Source organism: Dactylosporangium maewongense (assembly GCF_039531485.1).
GTDB lineage: Bacteria > Actinomycetota > Actinomycetes > Mycobacteriales > Micromonosporaceae > Dactylosporangium > Dactylosporangium maewongense.
The window spans coordinates 76,761-96,682 of sequence record NZ_BAAAQD010000012.1; the positions used below are offsets into that span (position 1 = coordinate 76,761).

The 19,922-nt window shown below is 68.6% G+C and carries 11 protein-coding genes; 3 read left to right on the forward strand and 8 right to left on the reverse strand.

Annotated elements, in window-relative coordinates:
* Positions 1 to 10: 10 nt before the first annotated feature.
* Positions 11 to 2,524: an excinuclease ABC subunit UvrA gene (locus tag ABD332_RS28645; RefSeq protein WP_344505353.1), complete on the reverse strand. Its 2,514-nt coding sequence runs from the start codon at positions 2,522 to 2,524 to the stop codon at positions 11 to 13.
* A gap of 168 nt (positions 2,525 to 2,692) precedes the next feature.
* Positions 2,693 to 3,223 (reverse strand): pyridoxamine 5'-phosphate oxidase family protein, encoded by a 531-nt coding sequence (locus ABD332_RS28650; RefSeq protein WP_344505354.1) that lies wholly within the window; start codon positions 3,221 to 3,223, stop codon positions 2,693 to 2,695.
* A gap of 23 nt (positions 3,224 to 3,246) precedes the next feature.
* Here ABD332_RS28650 and ABD332_RS28655 point away from each other — a divergent pair, with 23 nt between their 5' ends.
* Positions 3,247 to 4,581, forward strand: a complete 1,335-nt coding sequence (locus tag ABD332_RS28655) for a nucleoside hydrolase-like domain-containing protein (protein ID WP_344505355.1) — start codon at positions 3,247 to 3,249, stop codon at positions 4,579 to 4,581.
* An 832-nt stretch (positions 4,582 to 5,413) separates the two neighbouring features.
* A complete protein-coding gene (locus ABD332_RS28660; RefSeq protein WP_344505356.1) occupies positions 5,414 to 7,810 on the forward strand; it encodes an alpha-L-rhamnosidase C-terminal domain-containing protein in 2,397 nt (798 codons plus the stop codon).
* Positions 7,811 to 8,018: 208 nt separating this feature from the next.
* Here the strand turns inward: ABD332_RS28660 and ABD332_RS28665 are convergent, their stop codons facing one another.
* The 6 genes from ABD332_RS28665 to ABD332_RS28690 form a co-directional block, all read right to left on the reverse strand.
* Positions 8,019 to 9,218, reverse strand: coding sequence for a glycoside hydrolase family 1 protein (locus tag ABD332_RS28665; RefSeq protein WP_344505357.1), 1,200 nt, complete (start codon positions 9,216 to 9,218; stop codon positions 8,019 to 8,021).
* 56 nt (positions 9,219 to 9,274) lie between these two features.
* Entirely contained in the window at positions 9,275 to 12,469 is a 3,195-nt protein-coding gene (locus ABD332_RS28670) for a family 78 glycoside hydrolase catalytic domain (protein WP_344505358.1), read from the reverse strand.
* A 79-nt stretch (positions 12,470 to 12,548) separates the two neighbouring features.
* Positions 12,549 to 13,811 (reverse strand): ABC transporter substrate-binding protein, encoded by a 1,263-nt coding sequence (locus ABD332_RS28675; RefSeq protein WP_344505359.1) that lies wholly within the window; start codon positions 13,809 to 13,811, stop codon positions 12,549 to 12,551.
* The gene (locus ABD332_RS28680; RefSeq protein WP_344505360.1) at positions 13,808 to 16,492 is read right to left on the reverse strand and encodes an alpha-L-rhamnosidase; all 2,685 of its coding nucleotides are present in this window, start codon (positions 16,490 to 16,492) and stop codon (positions 13,808 to 13,810) included. The genes ABD332_RS28675 and ABD332_RS28680 overlap by 4 nt, the downstream gene beginning before the upstream one ends.
* Positions 16,489 to 17,310 (reverse strand): carbohydrate ABC transporter permease, encoded by an 822-nt coding sequence (locus tag ABD332_RS28685; RefSeq protein ID WP_344505362.1) that lies wholly within the window; start codon positions 17,308 to 17,310, stop codon positions 16,489 to 16,491. The genes ABD332_RS28680 and ABD332_RS28685 overlap by 4 nt, the downstream gene beginning before the upstream one ends.
* Positions 17,307 to 18,137, reverse strand: coding sequence for a carbohydrate ABC transporter permease (locus ABD332_RS28690; protein ID WP_344505363.1), 831 nt, complete (start codon positions 18,135 to 18,137; stop codon positions 17,307 to 17,309). Before ABD332_RS28690 ends, ABD332_RS28685 begins: the two co-directional genes overlap by 4 nt.
* A 614-nt stretch (positions 18,138 to 18,751) precedes the next feature.
* Here ABD332_RS28690 and ABD332_RS28695 point away from each other — a divergent pair.
* Positions 18,752 to 19,792: a LacI family DNA-binding transcriptional regulator gene (locus tag ABD332_RS28695; protein WP_344505364.1), complete on the forward strand. Its 1,041-nt coding sequence runs from the start codon at positions 18,752 to 18,754 to the stop codon at positions 19,790 to 19,792.
* Positions 19,793 to 19,922 lie beyond the last annotated feature (130 nt).

Here is a 19,922-nt window from a genome sequence, read left to right on the forward strand (position 1 = left end):
CGACCCCTGGTCAGCGCAGGCCTTCTCGTATCTCCAGGAGCGGTAGGCCCGCCGCGTACCGCCGGAAGAAGCTGGCGGTCGGGGTGTCGGCTGTCGCGACGGCCTCCGGGGTGCCCTCCGCGACCACCGCGCCCCCATCCGGACCGGCTCCCGGCCCCAGGTCGATCACCCAGTCCGCGGACGCGGCGACGGGGATGTCGTGTTCGGCCACGACGACGGTGTTGCCCGAGTCCAGCAACACATCGAGCGCGTCCACCACGCGCTGGATGTCAGACGGGTGCAGGCCCGAGACGGGCTCGTCGAGAACGACGAGCCCGGCTTTGCGGCTCGCAGCACCGCGTTGGATGGCGGAGGCCAGCTTCAGCCGCTGCGCCTCGCCGCCGGACAACTCTGTGGCGCTCTGGCCGAGTTGGAGATAGCCGAGCCCGACCTGGTTCAGAGCTTCCAGGGTCTCTACGAGCTGGCGGGGCTCGGAGAAGTGCTCCACGGCCTCGGCGACGGTGAGCTCCAGCACCTGATCGATGGCCAGTCCCCGGTACGTGGTCTCCAACGCCTCCGGCTTGTAGCGCCGGCCCTCGCACACGTCGCAAACCACCCACACGTCCGGTAGGAAGTGCATGTCGACCAGTTTGCGGCCATAACCGGTGCAGGTCTCGCAGCGGCCGCCATCCGCGGTGTTGAAGCTGAACCAGGAGGCGTTGACCCCTCGCCCGCGCGCCACCTCGGTCTCGGCGAACAGCTTGCGGACGATGTCGAACGCCTTGCTGTACGTAGCCGGGTTGGATCGCGGCGTCCGCCCGAGCGGTTCCTGATCGACGACGGCGACCCAGCTGAACCCCTCGATGCCGGTCACCTCCCGCACCGTGTCGGTCGCCGTCCCGTCCAGGGCGGCCTCCACGCTCGCCCCGAGCGCGGCGAGGAGGCTGCTCTTGCCGCTGCCGCTCACGCCGGTCAGGCAGGTGAGCCGACCGGCGGGGAACCTCACCAGGCTCGCGGTGACGTTGTGCGTACGCAGCCCGTGCAGCTCCACCCAGCCGGTCTCATCCCCGGCCGGGCGGCGGGCCCGGTGCAGCCGCGGCCCCTCGCCGGCCAGATAGCGCCCGGTCAGCGACTTGGAATGAGCGGCCACGTCGGCGGGAGGCCCGGACACGAGGATCTCACCGCCAAATCGGCCCGAGCCGGGCCCCATGTCGATCACCCAGTCGACTCGGGCGATCAGCTCAGGGTCGTGCTCGACGAGGAGTACGGTGTTGCCGGCCTCGCGCAGCTCCAGGGCGATGTCGAGCAGGTGTGCCTTGTCCGCCGGATGCAGCCCGGTGCCGGGCTCGTCCAGGACGAAGATTATGCCGCTCAGCTCGGTGCTGAGCTGCGCGGCGAGTCGGGTCCGCTGCAACTCACCCCCGGACAGTGTCGCTGCGCTCCGGGACAGTTGGAGGTGGGCCAGGCCGAGCCGGTCAAGGATTCCGAGCCTGCGGCCGAGGTCCTGCAGCAGCGGGTCGCCCACCTCACGCTGCCGGGCGTCCAGCTCGTCCGCCACGCGTTTCGCCCAGCCTCGTACCTCCCGCACCTCCACCTCGAGCAGGTTGGGGTAGGTCAGTCCACCGAGCCGCACGGACCGGGCCACCTGGTCGTATCCGCTGCCGCCGCAGGTGCCGCAGGGCTGCTTGCGCATGTACCGCAGGTAGCGCTGCTTGGCGCTGGACGTCTGGGCGTTCACAAACACCCGCTCCACCTCGGCGAGCGCGCCCCGCAGCGGCTCACTCGAGGTGTAGGTCACCATGGCCCTCTCATTCCTGTTCGTCATGTCGATGGTCGCCTCGATCTTCTCGTCACCCGTGCCGTGGAGCACGCAGTGACGGAACTCCTCAGGCAGCGACTGCCACGACCGGCCGAGGTCCACGCCCCGCTTCTCGGCAAGCGCCGGTATGAACGCGTGTTCCCCCGATCGCCACTTGGCGTACCAGGGCGAGGCCCCCTCGAAGAGCGGAAGCTCCGGATGGGTGATGACCAGGTCTTCCTGCGCCTGCCAGCGCCCGCCCACCCCGTGGCAGTCCGCACAGCTCCCTTCCGGCGTATTGCGGTCGAAGTGAGCGGTCGTCAGATACTCGTTACCACTCTCCGCCGCCGGGTCTGCGCCGATCCCAGGGAGACGCGAGTAAAGCAGCCCCAGGTGCCCATCAATGCCGGTGATCGTTGCGACGGTGGAACGGGGGTTACGGTTCAGACGGCGCTGGTCGACCGCGAGCGTCGCGCCAAGTCCCAGGATACGGTCGACCTTCGGCCGATTGCGCTGCGTTATGTACTGCCGTACGAACGGCGAAAGCCCCTCCAGATACCGCAGCTGGGCTTCGCTGTGCAGGGTGTCGATGGCCAGCGAGGTCTTGCCGCTGCCGCTGACTCCGGTGAAGGCGACGAGCCGTCCTTTGGGAATGCTCACGGACACGTCCCGCAGATTGTTGGTACGAGCCCCCACCACGTCGATCGTGTCGCGTCCCTTCGCGACGCCCGATCCGAATTCAGTCAACCTTCGTCCGCCCTCTCGCAAACGAGGCAGGGCATGGGCGTACAGCCCCTGCCCTGCCGAACAAACCGAACACGCGCTTCACCGCAGGGCGCCGTCCAGGGGATCTGAGCGGACCCTTCACAGATCTCTCATGACGTGGCGGGTCCCGATCCGGCCACTGCTGCGGGATCAGGACTGGGACAGCGCAGTGAGCTTGGCGATGTCGGGCGCGTAGGCGGCCATCCAGTGCGGACGCAGCCGGTAGTAGACAACCGCGTTGTCCCAGTCGAAGAGGTCCTCGCCGTAGAAGTCCTTGAGGTATGCGAGCAGGTCCGGCCAGTCCTCGGCCGGCTCGCCGTCCTGGGGGTTGAGGATCTCCACCCTCCCGTGCGTGAACACGCCCAGGTCCTCACCGCGCATGTGCGCGACGCTCACGGCGGACCGCGCCGAGAGATGACGCGCCTTGGCCGAGCCGCGCGCCGTGCCAAAAAGCCACTTGCCGTGCAGGAAATGCCCATCCACACCACTGATCCGCGGCTCGCCCTTCGCCGTCACGGTGGACAGGGCGAGGGTGCACATGCCGGCGAGGACGTGGGTGAGCTGCTGCGCGGTCAGGGTGCGCTCAGTACTGATGATCGAGCGGAGATGCGCGGTGGAACGGGAGAGGGAGGCATCAAGCAGCGCCTGAAGCTCTTTGAGTTCTTCTGAAGTTTCGCGCACGAACGTCCTTATCTGTTGGTATTTTGTCGGAATTCCCGGCTTATGCCCCGCCATCGACGCCGAGCAGCCAACCGATACTTAACCCAAAACCTGACACCTTGTGTCTTATTTCTTCATCCGTTTCGCAGACAGCACCCGATCTGGCGATCTTCGGCCTCTACAAGACGTGGACGCAGCCCCAGCGTCATGACGCGCAGACACAAGCCACGTGGTTCAGCAAGGCGTGGACTGACACGATCACACAGATCGGAAGCCCGCTGACCAGCGAGTCCAGCATCAGGACTCCGTACTGCTACGACAAGGCAGCTCTGCAGAACCCCGCCCACAAGTTCTACACCCCGCCTGCCTATACACCTCCCTTCACGTCAGCGGACAATTTCCCGTTCGCCACGTGGGGCGACTCGGGAAGCTGCCAGCGGGCGACCGACGGGAGGTTCGACGCAGAGGGTGACACCGGGTCGTATCTGTACCTGATCGACAACGGTCTGCGGAGCTATGACCACCCGTCCTGGGGCAGCTTCGCCGGCAGGTTCGGACCGAGCGACCCGAACCGGCCGAACGAGTACCGGGACGTCAAGGAGCGGACAGGCAGCCCGAACGCGGGCGGCAGCGGCTACACCCCGGTGGTGGGAGACGTTCCTCCTGCCGGATCGACAGTGCTTCCGAAGAACTGGACGTTCTCCCGGTGGGTGCCGGACATCCAGGCCGAATACTCCGTCCATGCACAGTGGTCCGTGACGGACAAGTACGCGGACGCGAACCACTACCCGAAGTCGGGTGTCACGAGCGGGCTCGATGTTCCGGTCGTGGCCGGCCGGACGGTCAGCCTGAGCGGCGTCGCCTATGACCCGGACGGGGACAACCTCGCGTACAAGTGGTGGCGGTACGCCGATGTCGACACCCTCGCCGGCACCGGCACGATCGACGTGGCCAACACGAAGAACGCCACATTCACAGTTCCGGCAGACGCCAAGACCGGTGACACCATCCACCTGATCTTCGAGGTCTCGGATTCTCCGAGCAACCCGACGTACACGAGCCTGAAGACCTACAAGCGCGTGGTGCTGACGGTTGTCTCATACGACGAACTATCCGCCGCCGTGCAGAAGTGGGCGCACGACGGTCAGCTGTCGACGGAGTTCGCCGAGAACCTGCTCGCCTTCGTGGACAAGGCGCGCGAGCAGACCGCCGCGGGCAACATCCAGCCGGCAGACAGCGCGCTGCGGGCGTTCCTCAACCACATCGGCAACGCCAGCTCCAAGCGCGCCTCGGCCGAGGCAAAGGCCGACCTGGTCGCCCTCGCCACCACGGCGCAAGGCGTGCTGAGAGAAGCCGGAGGAATCCCGGCGGATCGCTGAGCCGGGCAACAGGTAGGTAGGGGCCGCGAGGAAGCAACTCCCCTCGCGGCCCCTACCTACCTCCATCACGCCGACTCGTTCGCCATAGTCCGCGGCGGCCACCTCGGGATCGTGTTGGCGTGACTTGGGCGGCACGCCGCAGCGGATCAGGAAGCGGCTCTTCCAGCCGGAGCTCGCTGAGTGCCGTGCATGATGTCGCGCTCGCAGCCGGACTCGCCACATGGGTCGCGCTCGCCGACGACGCGCGGGCAACGTTGTCCAACTCGAGGACTCTGGATCCGGATCTGGACACGTGCCCGTTCGACCAGGCAACTCGGTTGCACGTGGCGGAAACTGCAGGTCAGGAGTGAGATAGTCACCCCCTCAGCCCGGTCGGTGCGGCGGCTCACCTTGTTGATCCAGCAGACGATCTCACCGCTCGGCGCGCGTCACCCACCAAACATCAGCAGTGGCGCGTCGCCACGCAGAAACGCGCCAGTAGTTGGACCGTAACTCTTGACCGACACAGCTCCTTCCCACAGACTCTTGATACCGGTTGCAATTAAAACGTTTCAAATCCTCGAGGATTGGCCGGGCCCAACCGCACCACACCCCACTCGCAATGACCACCGTTGCTGTGGACACCCACACGAGCAAGCACCGAGAAGTCTGACTCCAGTCGGACGCGACCGGGGCTTGACCTCGCACGCCCAGCCACAGCCCCAGGTGAGTCCGGCTCCAACAAGGAGGAGTCCGCATGCAGGTTCGCGGTGTCCTAGGAATCCATTCGGCGCGGAGACTGCGCCAACGAAGAGTGACAAGGCTCGTGATCAGCACAGGATTGGCTGTCGCCGTGACCATCGCGACGGCAGCGTGCAAGCCCGACCTCCCGAGCGAGGTGCCGACCTGGCCCGAGAACGTGAACTGGCAGGCGCTCGTCCCGGGGCCATCCAGTGACGACGTCCTTCCCGTCGGCATTACTCGGACGCTTGGCTCGGTGACCAACGCAGACGCCCTGCTCGGCAAGGGTGGCGAAACCGTCCTGACGGTCGAGCCCGGCGGCCCACCGGCGGTCGTCGTGCTCGACTATGGGCATGAGGTTGGTGGTACCCCCTACGTCAATGTCTCACGGTCGACCGTGACCGCTCCGGCGACATCGAACACGCTGCGGGTGTCGACAAGCGAGGCGCTGAAGTTCCTCAACGCGAGCACGACGACCACGTTGTCCGGCGCTGCGAACGCCGGCGACACGAACGTCAAGGTGGCTTCGGTTGCCCCGTTCTATGCCGGGACGCAGATCACCGTCGGCATCGGAGACGGCGCTGAAACGAGGACCATCACCGCGGTCGGCACCGCCGGCGCCGCCGGCTCCGGAATCACGTTCAGCCCGGCGCTGACGGCAGCCCATCCCACGGGCACGACGGCAACAGGCATCGGCACGTACGTGAACGACAATGGCGCCCAGATCAATCTGACGATCACCAATCCACAGACCTACACGGGTGGTCTTCGTGGTGGCTTACGGTTCGAGGCGATCGAGCTCAGAACGCCAGGAACCGTCACGCTGACTCGCGCCGGCCTGAACTTCAAGGCCTACCGGGCCGCTCCGGACAAGTACGAGGGCTGGTTCTACTCCAGCGACGACCAGCTGAACCGGATGTGGTACGCCGGCGCGTACACGGCGCAGATGGACATGGTCCCCGTTGGGGTCGCGTCCTGCTTCAACGTGCCTGTCATCTTCGACGGCGCCAAGCGCGACCGGGCGATCTGGTCCGGCGACTTGATGATCACCGACCCGGTGGCCATGCTCTCGATCGGGTCCAACAGCCACCCGTACGTCAGGGGATCTATCGACAGCATCCTTAACCTTCAAGCCGCCAGCGGCCGGCTGACGAGCGCAGTCGGCTTCCGAGGCTGCGGCGCGTTCGACTATGCAGTCACCTACTCCGCCTACTCGGCGATCATCGCGGTGCAGTACCTCCGGTATTCCGGCGACACTGAATACGTCAAGGGACTCCTGCCCAAGCTGGAGGCCGCGACCGCCTACCACGCGACCCGGGTCAACGGGAACGGCCTGGTCGTGACCAATGACAACGACTACTGGCAGACACGGCAGAACGGCGAGGTCACCGAGTACAGTCTCGCCTACTACGAGCTGCTTCAAGACATGATCTGGCTCGAGAGCCACATCGGCAGCGCGGACAAGGTCGCGGAGTACACGCAGAAGGCGGCCAATCTCAAGGCCGCGATCAACGGACGACTCTTCAACCAGGACGCCGGGCTCTACCAGCACACCGACACCCGGCCCAGCGTCTTCCCCCTGGACGCGAACATGAACGCGATCCGGCTGGGGGTGGCGCCGGCAGACAAGGTGCAGCACATCCTGACCTACTTCAAAGATCGGTGGCAGCCGCACGGCAGCGAGATCTCGCAACCTGCGCCAAGCATGAAGGATCCGTACGGCCACACGATCGAGCCGCTGAACAACACCTGGGAGATGATGGCCAGGATCCAGAGCAACGACGCAGCCGGCGCGATCGAGCTGCTGCGTCGCCTGTGGGGCCTGCAGGTCGATCCCAACAGCCCCTTCTACACGGGGACGTTCTGGGAGTTCGTCATGAGCGACGGCTTCCCCGACCGTGGCTTCGACAGCCTCGCACACGCCTGGGGCGCCGGGCCGACGCAGATCCTCACCGAATCGGTGCTCGGCGCGACACCCGTCGACCCGGGATATGCGAAGTGGGCCCTGAAACCGCAGCCGACCGACCTCGCGTGGGCTCAGGGCCAGGTTCCGACTCCCCGGGGTGCGCTCTCGGTGAAGTGGGCGCAGGACGCCGGGAAGGGCACGTTCCACATGGAGGTCGTCGCCCCGCAGGGAACGAGCGGTGAGGTCTGGGTCCCCCTGTCCTCCGCTACACAGAGCATCAGCGGGCCGCTGACGCCGGGCGCGACGTTCCTGCGGCGCAGCGGCAGCTACGACGTGTACAGCGTCGGTGCCGGGACCTTCGAGTTTGGATCGGCCCCAGTGTCGTTCGAACTCCTCAAGGCGCTCGTTGCGCACTTCAGCGTCAATGCGGACGTCGCTCAGGGCCTGGCCGACAAGCTCGATCGAGCGTCGGCGGCAAAGTCCGCGACGACCCGCGGCAACGCGCTCGACGCGTTCACCAACCAGGTGAACGCTCAGACGGGTAAGGCCCTCACTCCGGACGAGGCGAAGGTCCTCATCACGGTCGCGAACGCACTCCGATAGCGGCGGGCGGCCGCGGCCCCGGGCGTACGTCCGAGGCCGCGGCCAAACGCCTGCACAGACACGACGCTGCCGTTGGTGCCGCGCAACGAAGCTCCCACCCGAATCCGGCACCGAAGCACAGTGACGCCTTCTCAAGGGTGAGCGCGGCGAGCAGCGCGGTCGGCGTCGTTGGGGATGTCACGCCCAATTCGTGGGTCGTTCCGCGTCATCAACGGAGAGCGTCGAGCCGGCCGGTGCGGGCGATGCGGGCGAACACGTGGGCACTCGGCTTCGCGACGCGGTTGAAGTGCTCGTCGACGCCGATCAGCCCGAACTTCGGCCGGTAGCCTTCGCTCCACTCGAAGTTGTCGAACGCCGACCAGTGCAGGTAGCCGCGTACGTCGACGCCTTCCTTGATGGCCTGTGCGGTGGCTTCGAGGTGGGTGTGCAGGTAGTCGAGGCGTTCGTCGTCATCTTCGGTGGCGATGCCGTTCTCGGTGACGTAGAGCGGCATGCCGGTGGCCTCGGCGCGGTGCAGCATCTGCCGCAGGCCGTCCGGGTAGACCGCCCAGCCCATCTGGGTCAGGCGGCTGCCGGCTGGTGGCTCGGCGAACAACGTCGGGGACGCCGGGTCGACCCACTGCTTGCGGTAGTACTGGACGCCGAGCCAGTCGCCGCGGTCGGGTCCGGTGAGCCCGTCGAGGTACAGGTCGACGATCTCGTGGCGCATGCTGCGGTGGAACGCATCGCAGGCCGGGTCGTCGCGGATCGGCGCGAGCAGCGGCAGCTGCACGGCCAGGCCCGCCTGCGACGTGGGCGATGCGCCCCGGACAGCGGCGACCGCGGCGTGGTGGGCGTCGAGCAGGATCCTGCCCACCCGTTTCCACAGCACCGGATTGGTGATGCCGGGTGGGTGGTAGCCCTCGAGGTAGCCGTGCAGCGCGACCATCTGCGGTTCGTTGATGGTGCACACGAGTGGCATAAGTTCGCCGAGTTCGGTCGCGACATGCCGGCAGTACCGGGCGAACAGGTGCACGGCGTCCGGGCTGAGCCAGCCGCCGCGGGCCGCGAACCAGCGGGGCAGCGTGAAGTGGTGCAGGGTGACGAAGGCCGTCATGCCGGTAGCGGCGAGGGCGGTGAGAACCCGGCGGTAGTGCGCGACGGCGGCCCGGCTGAACTCGCCGGGTGCCGGTTCGATCCGAGACCACTCCAGCGACAGCCGGTGGGCGTTGTGCCCGAGCTGCCGCAGCAGTGCGAAGTCCTCGGCGTAGTGGTGGAAGTGGTCGATGCCGTCACCGGACGACGCCCGGGCGGCCGAGGCAGGGGCGTGTTCGAAGTCCCACCAGTCGTTGTTGACATTGCCACCCTCTACCTGGTGCGCGGAGGTGGCGGCTCCCCACAGGAATCCGGCCGGGAAGTCGCGGTGCACGCAGTTCCAATCTGCCGGAGCGGCCCGACCATCGGGCCGGGCCGCTCCGGGCTGGGCTATCGCCGAACGGAGGTGAAGGTGTAGGAGCCGGATCCGGCGCGGTAGACGGCGTAGCCGCCGTCGAGGCGCAGGAACTGGGTCCGGCCGGGCTGGCCCACCACGTGACCGCCGCGCAGTGGCACCCAGATCTCGGCGGTGGTGTTCGCCGGGATCGTCACGTCGAGCCGGAACCGCTGGCCGTCGAGCTTCCACGCCGAGCGCGCGGGGCCCTGCGGCGTCTGGTAGCTGCCCTCGACGAAGGTAAGGTCCCCGACGAGCTTCGGCCGGATGACCAGCGACCGGTAGGCGCCGCCGGTCGAGCGGATGCCGGCCAGGTCCGTGTGGAACCACTCCTCGATCTGGGCGAGAATCATGTGGTTCTTCGAGTCACCGCGGGTCCACCGCTCCCCCATCGTCGTCATGCCGCCCGGGTTGGCGGTGGTCGACGCCATGAAGTAGCCGTAACTGGGCTGTTCGTCGCGCTGCAGCAGGTCCCACAGCACGTCGTCGCGGCCGCCGTCGGCGAGGGCTCGCACGGTCGGGGCCATGCCGATGGTGCCGCCGCTGAAGTGCGGTCCCTCGCCGTTGGGGTGGAACGCGGAGACGAGCTCGACAAGCGCGTCGAGGACGGCGCCGCGCTCGCTGTCCGGGACGAGCCCGGCGTCGAGGGCGAGCGCCTGCGCGGTCTGGGTCGCGCCGGTGGTGCCGGCGTTGCCGGCGGTGGTGTACCGGCGCAGGGTCGTGTTGTAGAAGTGGGCGTTGAACGCGGCCTTGATGTCGGCGGCGAGCGTCCGGTATTTCGCCGCGTCGGCCTGGTGCCCGGTCAGCTCCGCCATCACAGCGAGCTTGCTGATCATGGTGTAGTAGCCCCAGGTGCCGGTGATCCGGCCCGAGGTCTGGTCGGCGGCGACCCAGTCGGCGAGCGCGGCGTCGACGATGTACGCACTGTCGCCGGTGCCGACCTTCTGCCGCTGGATGTAGTCGGCGAAGCGGACCATCGGCTCGTAGTAGCGGGCCATCGTCTGGGTGTCGCCGTACAGCTCGTAGAGCATCGACGGGACCAGGATGATCGCGTTGCCCCAGTTGATCTCGTCGCCGAACCGGCCGGTGTAGCCCCAGTCGTAGACAGGTGTCTTCAGCGCGACGTTGCCGTACATCGGCGTGTCGGCCATCGACTGGCCTTCGACGAGGTGGTGCATGGTGGTGCGCAGGTAGGCGTCGAGCTCGAAGTTGCGGTGGATGGACGCCATCGGCATGGTGTAGTCGGCCGGGTAGGACAGCTTCTCCCGGCCGGGGCAGTCGGTGAACACCGACATGACGTTGGATGCGAACGAGTACCGCGACATCGTGTGGATGCGGTTGATCCGCGCGTTGGACGTGGTCACCTCACCGGCGACCGGGACGGCCGCCTGTAGCCGCAGGCCCTTGACGAGCTGCCTGGTCGGGACGTAGCCGGCCGGCAGGCCGGTGACCTGCACCCACTGCATGCCGAAATAGTTGAAGTTCGGATGCCAGGTCTCCCCGCCGCTCAGGCCGGCGGTGGTGTAGGTGTTGAACAGGTCGCGGCCGCGGCTACCGCCGCCGCCCATGAGAGACGCCTGGTCGACGGTGCCGTCCGCGGCGAGCGACTCGGCCGGGGCCATTTTGACGACCGTGCCGGCCGGGAGGCCGCCGGGCAGGTGCAGTTCGGGCCAGCCGACGATGTTCTGACCGAAGTCGAACACCCACGTGCCGGGGACGGGGTTCGTCACCGACACCGGTGTAAACGTTTCAACCACGCCGACGGGTTCGGCGGTGCGGGCGACGAGCTTCGTGGCCAGGTTCGGCGGCGGCGCGATGCCCGCGTCGATCCAGCCGGTGGATATTCCGTCGCGGCGCTTCGCGGTGGTCGACAGATCGGCGCCGGGCCGGTCCCAGCCGGCCTGCTCGCGGCGGGCGTCGTAGTCGGCGCCGGAGTACCAGGCGTCGGTGACGAGCGGACCGAGCGCGGTGTGCCAGGACCGGTCGGACACGACCACGTCGGTCGAGCCGTTGGTGTAGGCGATCTCCAGCCGCGCGATCAGCCGGGGCGTTACTGCGGCGCCGGCCGAGGCGTCGCTGGCGGCGACATTGTTGCCGGAGCCGGTGACCGCCGTGCCGGTGATGTGCGGCTTCGCCAGGCCCGGCGTGAACGTGATGCCGGTGCCATCCACGCCGGCGGTGCCGATCGCGGTGATCGTGCGGGATTCGAGGCCGTCACCGCCGTTGCCGGTGTCGATGTTGATCGTGCCGCCGACGTGATAGTTGGCGACGCTGTCGAGTTTGACGGTCGTCGCGCCGGACGCGGAGTCAGCGACCAGGGTTCCGGCGCCCTTGAGCTGGCTCTGCCACCAGGAGTACGGCGAGATCCGGCCGACCGCCGGGTTGGTGACACTGCGGCGGACGTACGCCGGGCCGTTGCCAAGCTGGACGCCGAGGGTGTTGCCGCCGTCGCGCAGGTCGCGGGTGATGTCGTAGGTGCGGTACTCGCTGGAGAGCTGGTAGTTGCTGTTGCCGGGGGCGAGGACCTCGTCGGTGAGCGTGCGCCCGTTGAGGGTCGGCAGGTGCAGGCCGACGCCCGACAGGTACAGCCGGGCGGAGCTCACGCGTCTGCGATGGTCGACGGTGAACTGCCGAGCGAACATCGGCATCGGCTGGTTCTCGACCCGGCCGGGGTACTCGATCCAGCGGGCCGTGCCCCAGTCGGACGGCTGCAGCAGGCCCATCTCCCACGACGACGGCGTGCTCCACTCGGACGGGCGCCGGTCGGCGTCCCAGGCCCGGACCTGCCACACGACCCGGTCGCGGGAACCGAGCTTGCGCCCCGCGTACGAGATGCCGGTCTGGGTCGCGGACTGCACCTGGCCGGTGTCCCAGATGAGCCTGCCGTGTTCGAGGTTCGCCTCGCTGGTGGCGGCCCGGATCTGATACGCGGTCTGCCGGTCGGCGGGGCACGCGGCACGGGAGTTCGGGCGGTAGCAGGGGTGTGTGGCCGCGCGGCGGGTTTCGGCAATCTGCCAGCCGAGGACCGGGGCGGCGTTGTCGATGCCCAGGGACTGGCCGGACCGGCCGTCGACGTTGAGGTTGATGACTTCGACGTTGGCCCGCTCGCCGGCTGCTGCGGCCGGCGTGGCGTTCAATGCCTGGGACATGACCAGGGCGAGGGTCGCCCAAAGTCCCACGAGTGCGCGCACCCGATGTCTGGTGGTTGACACTGGTACTCCTTCACATGTGGCCCCGCCGGCCGTTGCCGACCGGCGCAGTGTGGGGTAGTCAGGCGCCGGCCTTGTAGTCGGCGTCCATGGCGGCGAGCACCTTGTCCGGGGTGGACTGTCCGCTGAAGATTTCCTGCAGGCCGGACAGCATGGTCTGCTGGACCTTCGCGTTGGGCCAGAGCTGGTCCATGAACGGCACGGTCCGGTTGTCCTTGAGGTATGTGGTCAGCTCGGTGAACGCCGGGTCGACCGCGGAGCCGCTGTCCGCCAGCGACGGCAGACTGCCCTGCTTGGCGTTGAACACCTTCATGCCCTCCGGCGACATGACGAAGTTGACGAACTTCAGCGCCAAGTCCTTGTTCTTGGCCTTGGCGTTGACGCCGTAGCCGGCGCCCGCGGCGGCGGGCATCATGAACTCGGCTGGGGTGTCGGTCGCGGGCAACGCCTTGAGGGTGAACGTGCCGCTGGGGTTCTTGCCCTTGAGCAGGGCGACGACCCAGTTGCCCTGGATGATGCCGAGGGTTTTGCCGGTCGCGGCGAGGTCCTGGCTGGCCTCGTAGCTGGTACCGAGCGGGTTCTTCTGGAAGCAGCCGGTCTTGTCCATCTCCTGGTACTTGGCCATCGCGGTCGTCCACGGCGACTGGGCGAACGAGGTGGCACCGCTCTGCAGCTTGGTGTCGAAGTCCCGCTCGGCGCCGAAGACCACGGTGGCCGCGAGGGCGTAGAGGGCGAGCTGGTTGACCCAGTTGTCCTGGATCCCGAGGGCGAACGCCGGGCTGCCCTTGCCTGCCGCGGCCTTGCAGAAGGCCAGCAGCTCCGTCCAGGTGCCCGGTGCCTTGAGGCCGGCCTGGGCGAGCGCCTGCTCGTTGTAGACGGCACCGATGCCGTTGAGGCCGAACACGGCGTTGTAGGTCTTGCCCTGGTACTGCGCCACGCTCTTGAGCCCGGCCGGCAGCTTCGACGCCCACGGCTGGTCGGACAGGTCCATGAGGTAGCCGGGCTTGGCCAGCACGAACGTGGCGCCGGGGTTGCCGTTGCCGGGCCAGACCGTCATCACGTCGGGCGCGGTGCCGGAGGCCAGCTGGGTGCGGATCTGCTGCTGGTACTGGTCGGCACCGCTGGTGGTGTAGCGGACCTTGACGCCGGGGTTGGCGGCCTCGAACGCCTTCACGACCTCCTCGATGGAGCCTTGGTCGACGGACGCGAGGGTCAGGGTGTTGCTGTCACTGCCGGAGCCGGCGTTCGTGCCGCTGCTGCACGCGCCGAGCACGAGCGCGACGGTCAGCGCGGCGGCGAGCGCTGGTATTCGGGACGGTCTCATGACATCTCCTGGACGGGGGTGTGATCGGGGGTGTGGGATGCGGTGAAGGTGTAACGGCCGGACGTCAGCCGCACGGTGAGCCCGGTGGCAGACGGTTCGGCCCCGAGGACCCCGGGCCGCGCACGTGCCGGCTCGTCGTGCTCGCGCACGCTGGCCGGCTCGGCGGTGGGGACTTCCAGCAGGGCGGTGCATCCCGGCGGCACCGTGGCGGTCACGGTGATCCGGTCGCCGGTGACGGCCCAGCCGCAGGCGACCAGGCCGCGGGCGGTGTCCTGCTCGGCGCGGGCCCAGGTGAGCCGCCCGCCCGGCAGCGGGCGCAGCAGCAGCTCCCGGTAGGCCACCGAGCCGGGCGTCTGGTCGATGCCGGCGACCCGGCCGAACAGCCATTCGCCGACGCTGCCGAGGCTGTAGTGGTTGAAGGAGTTCATCGCATCGGCCTGGAACCCGCCGTGCTCGGTCCAGCCGTCCCAGCGCTCCCAGATCGTGGTCGCGCCGTGGCGGATCGAGTACCCCCAGGACGGGAACTCGTCCTGGTGCAGCAGCGCGTAGGCGAGGTCGGCCCGGCCGTGCTGGGCCAGCACCGGGCACAGCAGCGGCACGCCGACAAACCCGGTGGTGAGCCGGTTGCCGCGCCGCTCGATGTCCGCGGCCAGGTGCTTGACCGCGACCGGGATCAGCTCGTCGGGCAGTAGCCCGAAGGCGAGGGCGAGGAGGTAGGCGGTCTGGGTCTCCCCTTCGACGGTGCCGTCGGCGCGCACGTACGAGGTGATGAACGCATCCCGGATCGCCGTATGCAGCGCGCGGTGCTCGGCCGCGGCGCGCTGCCGGCCGAGGACGTCGGCGGCGGCGGCGACGATCGCGGTGCTGCGGGCGAAGTACGCCGTCGCCAGGACCTCGCGGGGTGTGGTCGCGTCGATCTGCAGCCAGTCGCCGTAGTGGTTGCCGGTGCGGTGTCGCCACCGCAGGTCCGGGTTGTGCCGGCGGACGTGGGCGATCCATGCGGTCATCGCGTCGAAGGAGTCCGCCAGCGCCTGCCGGTCGCCGTAGGTGCGCCACAGGTGCCAGGGGATGATCACGCCGGCGTCGCCCCAGGCCGGGGCGGCCTCGCGGTGCATGGTGATGACTGGGGCGACGTCCCGGAATGCCCCGCCGGTGTCCTGGCCGTCGACGACGTCACGCATCCAGCGGGCGAAGAACGCGGCGACGTCGGCGTTGCGGCTCGCCGTCGGGGCGAAGATCTGCGCGTCGGCGAGCCAGCCGAGGCGTTCGTCGCGTTGTGGGCAGTCGGTCGGCACGGCGACGAAGTTTCCGCGCTGGCCCCAGCCGATGTTGGCATACAGCTGGTTCGTGACCGGGTCGGAGCACTCGAACCGGCCGGTCCAGGCGGTGTCGCTGTGCAGCACGCGGGCGACGACGTCGGCGGCGGCCAGCTCGCCGGGGTGGCCGTCGATCTCGATGTAGCGGAAGCCGTGGATGGTGAACTGCGGCTCGAACACTTCCTGCGGTTCGCCGGCGGCGATGTAGCGGTCGGCGGCGGCGGCGCGGCGCAGGTTCGCCACGTACAGCTCGCCTCCGGCGAGCGTCTCGGCGTGCCGGATGGAGACGAGGTGGCCGCGTGGTGCCGAGCGCAGCGTGAGCCGGACGCGTCCGACGAGATTCTGCCCGAAGTCGACGACGTACTGGCCGGGCGCCCGCAGCTCGACCGTCACGGCTGGCAGTTCGGCGGTGACGCGGACCGGCTCGTCGGGCTGCGCGACCAACGGGCCAGGCTCGGCGTCGAGAATCGCGACCGGCGCGAACCCGCCAGTCCCGGTGCCCCGGCGGGCGTCGACGACCTGGCCCATGAGCAGGTCCGCGGACAGAACGGCGCCCGGCTGCTCGGTCCACCCGGCGTCGGTGGCGATCACCCGGCGGGAGCCGTCGGCGAAGTCGAGCACGAGCTGCGCGAGGTAGGCCGGGCAGTCGCCGTAGTGCTGCGCCGCGCGGCGCGGGTCGAACCCGATGTAGCCGCTCCACCAGCCGTCGGCCACCACCGCGCCGAGCACGTTCGGCCCGTCGTCGACGAGGCCGGTCACGTCATATGTCTGGTACTGCAGGCGCCGGTGGTACTCCGTCCAACCCGGCGCCAGCTCGTGGTCGCCGATCCGCACGCCGTTGAGCCAGGGCTCGTAGACGCCCCGCGCGGTGGCGTACAACCGGGCGCGGACCGGCCGCCGGTCGAGATCGAACGTCCGCCGCAGGTGCAGCGGCGGCTGGAACAGCTCGCCGCCGGCAACGTCGTGCGCGCCCGGCGGGTCGACCGGTGGCAGGGCCAGCAGGTCACGGCCGACCCAGACCGCTGTCCAGTCCGTCCGGTGCAGCAGCCCGGTCTCGAACCAGCTCGCCGCAGACCCGGCCGGCGTGCCGGTCTCGTCCCAGATCTCGACCCGCCAGTGGTAGCGGGTGGCCGACTGCAGGACCGGCCCGTCCCACGAAACCAGCAGTCCTTCGCTGGACTCACGGCGACCGGTGTCCCACAACGGACGGTCCGCCGGTTGCAGCGCCGCCGTGATGCGGTAGGCCGTCTGCGCGGCGCCGCGCCGGTCGCTGTCGAGCTTCCAGGACAGCCGCGGCCGGGGGTGGTCGATGCCGAGCGGCTCCGCCCGCTGCTCGGTCTGCAGGCCGTAGACGCGGATGGTCATCCTTTGAGCCCTCCGGCGAAGCCGTTGATGATGCTGCGCTGCAGCGCGAAGTAGACGGCCAGCACCGGGATGATGCTGATGAGCAGCGCAGCGAAGACGAGGTTCCAGTCCGAGACGTACTGGCCGAAGAACCCGGCGAGCGCGACGGGCACGGTCTGCTGGGTGCCGCCGGACAGGTACAGCAGCGGGGTGAAGAAGTCGTTCCAGACCGCGACGGCGTTGAGCACGAGCGCGGTCAGGGTGACGGGTTTGAGCATGGGGAACACCACGTAGCGGAACACCTGGACGGGAGCGCAGCCGTCGATGGCGGCGGCGTCCTCGAACTCCCGGGGCAGCGAGCGCAGGAACCCGACGTAGAGGAACGTCGTGAACGGCACCTGCAGGCCGGAGTAGAACAGCACCAGCGCCCACACCGATCCGAGCAGGCCGAGGTCGCGCATCGTCTGGTAGAGCGGCAGCGCGGCGAGCTGGAATGGCAGGACGAGGCCGAGCATGACGAGCAGGAACGTGCCGCGGGACCAGGGCGCCGTGATCCGTGCGAGGGGGTACGCGGCGAGTGAGGAGACCGCGAGCACGACCACAACGCTGACGGCGGTGACGAGGGCGCTGTTGACGAGCGCACCGCCCAGGCCAGCCTGCTGCCATGCCTCGGTGAAGTTCGACAGCGTCGGTGACGTGGTCGGCTCGATCGGCGAGTGGGTGTCCGACGGGGCCCGCAACGCCAGGTTGACGAGCACGTACACCGGGAAGCCGATGACGGCGGCGACCGCGACCATGACCAGTTCGAGGGCGAACGTCCGCCAGCGGTAGCGGTTCATGACGCCGCCCGCTCGTTGCGGGCGAGCACCAGGTACTGGCCGGTGGAGGCGACCGCGACGATGATCGTGAGGACGACGGCGAGGGCGATGCTGTAGCCGAACTCGCCGAGGGTGAACGCGTCCTTGTAGATCAGCGTGGAGATGGTGTCGGTGGCGTGCCCGGGGCCGCCGCCGGTGAGCGCGTACACCTGGTCGAAGAGCTTGATCCCGCCGATGATCGACAGCATCAGGTTGATGGTGATCGCCGGTGCGAGCAGCGGCCGGATGATCGACCAGAACCGGCGTACCGGGCCGGTGCCGTCCACCGCGGCGGCCTCGAAGATCTCCTTCGGGATCGACTGGAGCCCGGCCAGGAAGATCACCATGGAGTAGCCGGCGAACTGCCACACGATGACGGCGACCACCGACCAGAGCGCCAGCTGCGGGTCGCCGAGCCAGTCCTGCCGCCAGGACCCGAGCCCCAGCGCGGCGAGCAGGCTGTTGACCGCCCCGTCCGGGCCGAGCAGGTTGCGCCACAGGTAGGCGGTCACGATCGGCGTCACCACGGCCGGCGCGAACAGGAAGACCCGCAGTACGTTCCGCGACTTGATCATCGCGTTGACGCCGAGTGCGAGCAGCAGCCCGACACCGTTCTGAATGACCGTGATCGCGACGGCGATGACCAGCGTGTGCCAGACCGCCTGCATCGCGTCCGGGTCGTCGACCATCGCGGTGAAGTTGTCGAGGCCGACGAACGACCAGTCCGGCGACAGCCCGTCCCAGTCGGTGAAGGCGTAGTACACGCCGCGGGAACTCGGCAGCAGCACAACGAAGGCGAACAGCAGCATCGCCGGCAGGCCGAACCACCATGGGGGGCCGGTTCGGCGCCCTCGCGGTGTTCCCGCATAGCGTGAGGGGGCCTGCGGCTTCACGGCAAGTGTCATGGGCAATGACCACCTTATGAAACGTTTCATCCTTGGGCCGAACAGGTGCTGGCCGGCGTCGTACGGCCGGCCGCCATGGGATTGGTGCCGGGGCTGTCGCAGATCCGAGACCACCCGACCAAAAGCGGTGGGAAGTTTCGCAGGGAATGGGCAACGTTTTCCGAATGTGTGACGCCGACCATAGGATCATTCGCGCTGTTACGTCAAGGGGTCGGCAGTGCTTCACCAGCATTACCCAGCACCGCGTCCTCAAGGGACTGCGCCTCCGAGGGAGATCATCCCTACCTCTGCGAGGGTAACGTTGCCCAACCTATGGGAGGTCCACCGGATGAGTCCTGACGCCCCAGCTCGAAGGGTCACGATCGTGGACGTGCCCAGCACGCACAGCAAGCTGCTTGCCGTGACCGGCTGCCCTCGGCAGCACCGCTGCGGGCGCAGCACATACTGGCCGGGCCCACCTGGCCGGCCGTATACTCGCGGGTAACGTTGCCCACACTGGACCAGCCGGAGGAGCCTGGATGCGCAAGACGGCGGCACCCGCCCGGCGCGTCACCATCGTCGACGTCGCACGCCACGCCAACGTGTCCACGACCGCGGTGTCGAAGGTACTCCGCAACGCCTACGGCGCCAGTCCGGAGATGCAGGCGAAGGTCCGCCAAGCGATGGCCGACCTCGGCTATCGGCCGCACGCCGCCGCCCGAGGCATGCGCGGCCAGACTTACAGCATCGGCGTGATGCTGCCGACGATCCGCAACCCGTTCTTCGCCGACGTCCTCGACGGCATCACCGAGCTCCTCCGGGACGCCGGCTATCAGGTGCTCATCGGCCCCGGTTGCAACGGCCAGGCCGAAGAGGCGCGGGTGACCGAGACAATGATCGATCACAGCATGGACGGCCTCATCCTCGTCGCCCCGGTCTCCTCGCGCCAGCACCTCGACCGCGTCGCCGGCCTGGTCCCGACCGTCACCGTCGGACGGCACGGACGCTCGGCAAGCTACGACTCCGTGGCCGACGACGACATCACCGGAGCAAGACTCGTCGTCGACCACCTCGTCGAGCTCGGCCACCGCCGCATCGCCCACATTGATCACCTCGAGAACGACCCGGACCGCCTCGCCGAGATGCCCAACGCCGTGCGCGCCGACGGCTACCGGCAGGCGATGCGGGCCCACCGGCTGGACGAGTACATCGACATCGCGTCCACCAGCTACACCCAGGAGGGCGGATACCTCGGCGCCCAACAGCTGCTGTCGCGGCTGCACCGCCCGACCGCCATCTTCGCGGGCGCCGACATCGTCGCCATGGGGGCACTGCAGGCCATCGCGGAGGCCGGCCTCGCCGTGCCCGACGACGTCGCCGTCGCCGGCTACGACAACACGATGTTCGCCGCGTTCGCACCGATCTCGCTCACCAGCGTCGATCAGGGCGGACGCCAGATGGGCCGCAACTCGGCCCGGCTCATCCTGGAGCGCATCGCCGACCGCACCCGCCCCGCCACCCACATGAAGCTCACCCCGACCCTGGCCCCCCGCCGGACCACCGTCACACCAACCCCTTAGCTCAACCGCTCGCACGCACCGACCTTGCGCGAGACGCAGCCCGGGTTCCCGCGTGCCGATCGCGCGTTTGTTCCAAGCCCCGGCCCTACGCCTGCCGCACCGACAACACCGGACCAGCAACCACCACCTG

What these genes read in the sequence shown, in the direction of transcription:
- ABD332_RS28675 (WP_344505359.1), bottom strand. Translation starts at nt 13,811, where the DNA reads ATGAGACCGTCCCGAATACCAGCGCTCGCCGCCGCGCTGACCGTCGCG.
- ABD332_RS28680 (WP_344505360.1), bottom strand. Translation starts at nt 16,492, where the DNA reads ATGACCATCCGCGTCTACGGCCTGCAGACCGAGCAGCGGGCGGAGCCG.
- ABD332_RS28685 (WP_344505362.1), bottom strand. Translation starts at nt 17,310, where the DNA reads ATGAACCGCTACCGCTGGCGGACGTTCGCCCTCGAACTGGTCATGGTC.
- ABD332_RS28690 (WP_344505363.1), bottom strand. Translation starts at nt 18,137, where the DNA reads ATGCTGCTGTTCGCCTTCGTTGTGCTGCTGCCGAGTTCCCGCGGCGTG.
- ABD332_RS28695 (WP_344505364.1), top strand. Translation starts at nt 18,752, where the DNA reads ATGCGCAAGACGGCGGCACCCGCCCGGCGCGTCACCATCGTCGACGTC.